The 4,893-nt window shown below is 37.5% G+C and carries 6 protein-coding genes; 4 read left to right on the forward strand and 2 right to left on the reverse strand.

Annotated elements, in window-relative coordinates; all coding sequences use genetic code 11:
• Positions 1-412 precede the first annotated feature (412 nt).
• A complete protein-coding gene (locus tag ACUVXA_RS16340; RefSeq protein ID WP_445872351.1) occupies positions 413-1,327 on the reverse strand; it encodes an alpha/beta fold hydrolase in 915 nt (304 codons plus the stop codon).
• 243 nt (positions 1,328-1,570) lie between these two features.
• On the opposite strand from ACUVXA_RS16340, the gene mntA reads away from it, so the two are divergent.
• From mntA to ACUVXA_RS16360, 4 genes are all read left to right on the forward strand, one after another.
• Complete coding sequence (gene mntA / locus ACUVXA_RS16345) at positions 1,571-1,981, forward strand: type VII toxin-antitoxin system MntA family adenylyltransferase antitoxin (RefSeq protein WP_445872352.1); 411 nt, start codon at positions 1,571-1,573, stop codon at positions 1,979-1,981.
• 2 nt (positions 1,982-1,983) lie between these two features.
• On the forward strand, positions 1,984-2,394 hold the full coding sequence (gene hepT, locus ACUVXA_RS16350; protein ID WP_445872353.1) for a type VII toxin-antitoxin system HepT family RNase toxin: 411 nt from the start codon (positions 1,984-1,986) through the stop codon (positions 2,392-2,394).
• Between the two features lie 209 nt (positions 2,395-2,603).
• Positions 2,604-3,095: an FAS1-like dehydratase domain-containing protein gene (locus ACUVXA_RS16355; protein WP_445872354.1), complete on the forward strand. Its 492-nt coding sequence runs from the start codon at positions 2,604-2,606 to the stop codon at positions 3,093-3,095.
• 23 nt (positions 3,096-3,118) lie between these two features.
• Entirely contained in the window at positions 3,119-3,547 is a 429-nt protein-coding gene (locus tag ACUVXA_RS16360; protein ID WP_445872355.1) for a MaoC family dehydratase, read from the forward strand.
• A gap of 91 nt (positions 3,548-3,638) precedes the next feature.
• Here ACUVXA_RS16360 and ACUVXA_RS16365 read toward each other — a convergent pair whose 3' ends face one another.
• Positions 3,639-4,259: a hypothetical protein gene (locus ACUVXA_RS16365; RefSeq protein WP_445872356.1), complete on the reverse strand. Its 621-nt coding sequence runs from the start codon at positions 4,257-4,259 to the stop codon at positions 3,639-3,641.
• Positions 4,260-4,893: the final 634 nt, after the last annotated feature.

Below are 4,893 nucleotides of genomic sequence, written 5' to 3' on the forward strand. Positions count from 1 at the left end.
GGTCATTCCAGACCACTCACCGGCTGAAATGCGCCCACACACCTTTCGCATACGGGGGCAAAATAAAATGATACAACCTTTGCAAAAACCGTTCTCCAGCTACGGAGATTGAAAGTTTTTTATGCATTGCAATTCTAACTCCTCAAATAAACAACTAAAGACGTAATTAGATCTACTATTGGTATATGCAATTTCTTAATAAATCTCCCTATTTTAAACTTAATTTTGAGAAAAGCGTTGCTTCTGCTTGCAACGGAATAATGGGGAGAAGAGTGAAAATATTCAACGGGTAGCTAAAAGAGGGACAAGAAAGCAAAAAATAAAAGAGAATAAATAATACAATTAATAAAAAGAAAGGGGGAAAGGAAGAAGGAAGTTCTTGTCCTTCAAATCCATGAGCAAGATAGTAAAATTAAATATGAACGTCCAGCCAAGCTATGACATCTTGGATTACTTCTTTCCGGTTGATTTCGTTGAACAATTCGTGGCGGCAACCGGGGTATACCTTGAATGTGACATCTTTTATGCCCAATTCTTGGTAATTTTTAAACAAAGCTTCGGCACCCTTCCCCATTCCACCAACTGGGTCCATGCCGCCCACAAAAATGTAAATAGCCAGATCCTTGGGGATTTTTTGTAACTTTTTTGAATCCCCTGCCGCAAACATGCCTGTGGCTAGTTCGATTAGGGAACCGTATGAGAAAGCAAACCCACTTAACGGGTCATCAATGTATTTTTGAACCTCAGCCTCCTCCCGAGTGAGCCATTCAAACCCGGTCTTAGCGGGTTTAAATGGTTCATTATATGCTTTAGTGAGTTCGGTAAACTCTTCTGCAGTGGCATCTAGGCCTTTTTCCTCTATTTGACGTTGAATGCTTTGTAAATCGATTCCGGCCGGCATTTCAAATGGTCCTCCGGTGGTTCCGGTTAAGAGTGCTCCTCTGAGTTCATTGCCCCAGTTTTGGATGTAGTTTTGGGTCAAAAAAGATCCCATTGAGTGGCCCAAGAGAAATACCGGGAGACCGGGATATTCTTTTTTGATGATATCGGTTAATTCTTTTAGATCCCGAACCATACCTTCCCAGTCGCCGGGACTCAGTTTTCCTAATCTGCCTGCTTTTTGGCCCGTTTTGCCATGTCCTCGATGATCATCGGCATACACCACATATCCTGCCTTCGCAAGGGCTTCGCCAACGTGAGTATATCTCGCAGCGTGCTCAGCACCACCATGGGCGATTTGAACCGCGGCCTTGATTTTTACTCCGGGTTTTGGTAACCATTTATAGACAAAAATCTCAATACCATCTTGATTTTGAAAAGTAAACATTTCTCCCACCATATGTAAATATAGATTAGAATAATTTTTAAATTTTCCATTCTTTAATTATTGTTAAAAAACTCGGTTGTCGTTTTTAGGGAAAGTTAAATATTATACATAACAATTTTAATAAAATATACTTTATAGAGGGGAATCCTCTGTTCAAAAAAGAAAATTGAAAAGAATTTAAAATAGTACGATAAATTAAAATTATGATTAATTTGGTTTGGTAATAGGTTGGAGGTTAACCTTGTGAATCAAGAACGGGAAGAAACAATTAGAGGGATAGGCGAAGTTCTTTCCGGGTTCGACGAGGTTGCGTTTGGATATGTATTCGGTTCTTTCCTTGGAGATCGAGATTTTAGAGACGTGGACGTGGCAATCTATGTGAATGATGCATATAATTCGTATGATTTGATGAAGTATTCTATGCGGGTTGCAAGGACTTTGGAGAGGAAAGTTAAGCCTCGACGTGAGTTTGACGTAAAGGATCTTAACACAGCTCCAATCACCTTTCAGTATGAGGTTATAAGGAGTGGAAAACTTGTTTTTTCCAGGGATAATATTAAGCGTGTGCGATTTGAGGCCGAGGTTCTCTCAACCTTTCTCGACTATAAGGAAACGCTCGACTGGCTTAATAAAAAATTTTTGGCGAGGATATAAACATGGATAATGAGGGGATCCTGCAACACCTACAAGAATTAAACTTATCACTAAAGGATTGGGAGCGGTATCAGGAGATCTCTCAAGAAGACTTGAAGAAAGACAGGGATAAAAGGAATATGGTTTTGCACGCTATGCTGGTAAGCATTCAGTCTGCGATAGATCTAGCAAACCATATAATTGCTGACAGAGGACTAAGAAAGCCTTTAACTTACAGAGAGTCTTTTGAGATACTCTCAGAGTCGGAGATAATAACACCCGATTTGGGAAACAATCTATCAGACTTGGCAGGCTTTCGAAACATGCTGGTTCACTCATATTTAAGACTGGATTTGGAAGCGGTTTATAACATTCTTAAGAAAGATATTGGATTCCTGAGAGAATTCAAGAAAATTATTAGGAACTCGCTGTAAAACTAAACACCAGTAAAGATTATTGAACTAGTTTTAAGACGGGGTTACTAGTACGAGATTTTCTAGGGAGCGAGCGATAAGATTACGCTAATTGGTCGTTACTTATTTCAGTAAAAGAATTAAATTTTTCAAACAAAATATTAAAGTATTATCTATAATAATCTAATTTCAGAATATTAATAATCAGTCTTCTATTAGGGGAGAATGTATTGTCCCAAAGAGAAGTTGAAGGATTGCAAAAACTCCAAAGCATAATTGATGAAATTTTTGGAGAAATTGGATCAAAACAATCTAAACCAGATTTAGCTACAATTAAACAGTACTGTGAGATTATTGGAGAAAAAAATCCCGTTTACTTTGATATAGAGGTGGCAAAAAAGTATGGTTATAAAAGTCCGGTTATTCCCCAAGGTTATCTCCTTACCCTTTTTATTCCTATTGTGAATGAGTTTTTTATTAAAGGCTATGAGAAGCTATTTACCGGTTTAATTAGGGGAGTCATACACACGGAATCTGAGGTTGTTTATAATAAGCCTCTATTAGTGGGAGAAAACTATGTGTTGCATTTAGAGAGTGAGCGTCTAGAGAAAAAGAAGGGGAAAAAAGGAGAATACTTTGTTTGGACTTTTAGAGCCGTGGCTTCCGACGAGGAGGGAGAAGAGATGGCTTACGACAGGCATACATTTTTCCTCAAAATATGAAAAATAGGAGAAGTGGAAAAGTTTTGAAAAGCAAAGAAAAAATAGAATATAGGGACATTCAAGAGGGCGATGAGATTCCCTCACTCCGGGTAAAAATGGATAAGGAAGCGTATTTACTCTATTCTAAAATGGTTAGGGAAATAAATCCTCTACACTTCGACGAGGAATACGCTAAGAGTTTAGGTTTCCGAACCATTGTTGTGGCCGGAGTATACACCTACTCTTTTATTACTAAAATGTTCACTGACTGGTTGAAAGATCCAGAGTGCATTAAGAGTCTAGAGATCAGATACATATCTCCAATATATATTGAAGATGAAATAGTAAACAAAGGAGTAGTTAAAAGAAAATATATCCAAAATGGAGAAAAAATCATTGAATGCGATATCTGGGTAGAAAACCAAGACGGGGCGAAGGTAACTGAGGGTAAGGCAAAAGTAATTACGGATTAATGCTTAGTTCTCTGATTGGTCGTTGAATATCATGTAAGTTGGGATGATTGATCAAGAATATTTGTGTATCGGGTGGAGGTTTGGAATTGAATTAACGCTGCAACATCTCTCTGAGTAGTTGCTGTATATCATTTAGGGCGGGGGGTCTCACCAAAAAAACCTGAATATCTGGTGATAGTTGGGTTTGGATATGTATTCTGTATTCGTCGCTCATAATCAGCATTCCGGCTTCTCCCTCTTTTAGGGTTTCGTTTATTTGTTTTGCAACATGTTCATCTCTTCTATCACTGACCTCTCGGTAATATTCAAGAACTTTATCCGCAACTTTTTTACTCCTCCCCACCACTGACAAAGCCACAAGCCAATCCGTGTACTCGTTGAATAAGTCCCTGTCTTCTAAAGCTTGAAGTTTGGCTCCCTGCTCAACCTTATGTTTAACTAGTTGGTAGCTTTTTTCATTCAACTGTTTAATAGCTTCTAGTCCTTTCTCTTCGGGAAGGAAAACAGCTTCATGATATATTTTGCTGACCTTACCTGCTTTTTCCAGTCCGTTTATATGTTCAGCAACCTGTTCCCAATAAAGATTATATTTTTCTTGGTATTCACTTGGGCCCTCTTTAATATTAATTAATAATGGAACACAATATAATTTTCTGCCTTCCTTAAATTCGTCCACCGAAGGTTTCGCTATTTTACCTAGTGTCTCTGGCATTCTTATCCCTACCTTAAGTGTATTTTTTTAAAAATTTTTAAACTTTTCAGCTAATTCCAAATACATTAATTTGTTTTACACCTCTGTAGGCATTTTTAATTTTTAATATTACTTCGCTTATGCATTTCGTACCTGCAATCGGTGTAAAGATTGTAATGTTAAAAAAGGAAAACTTCCTTTCCGCTGAAAAAAATAATACCCTGCGAGTCAAGCTTCGGAATTGATGATTACAAAACGGTGCGAAATTTGGGACTACCAAGTGAACCTCTTCAAAAGAAAGATAATCTCCAAAACTGGTATGGATTCGTACTAATTGATTAACTATGGATGTTTATTTATTAGGACTGTTACTGCTATGTTTACTATGGTTGGAGAAACCTTTTCAAATTTTTTATTCTGTCGCAATCTTTTAAATCGCGTATTAGCCTTTCGAGTTTGTTAATATTAATATTTATTCTCTGGTGTAGCTTCATACCATCATTTGGTAGACCATAATTTCCCATTTGCATATTAGCTTGTTTTACAGCTTCTAATAACCATTCTTCTAGTCTCGGACACAAAACGACTAAACGATTGTACTTTTTACCGTAAACGGGAAGTATACGTTGGCCACCCAACCTTTAAATCGATGCAA

It is taken from the genome of Candidatus Jordarchaeum sp. (assembly GCF_052745115.1).

Coding starts and splice junctions, on each gene's coding strand:
- hepT (WP_445872353.1), top strand. CDS start 1,984: ATGGATAATGAGGGGATCCTGCAACACCTACAAGAATTAAACTTATCA.
- ACUVXA_RS16340 (WP_445872351.1), bottom strand. CDS start 1,327: ATGTTTACTTTTCAAAATCAAGATGGTATTGAGATTTTTGTCTATAAA.
- ACUVXA_RS16365 (WP_445872356.1), bottom strand. CDS start 4,259: ATGCCAGAGACACTAGGTAAAATAGCGAAACCTTCGGTGGACGAATTT.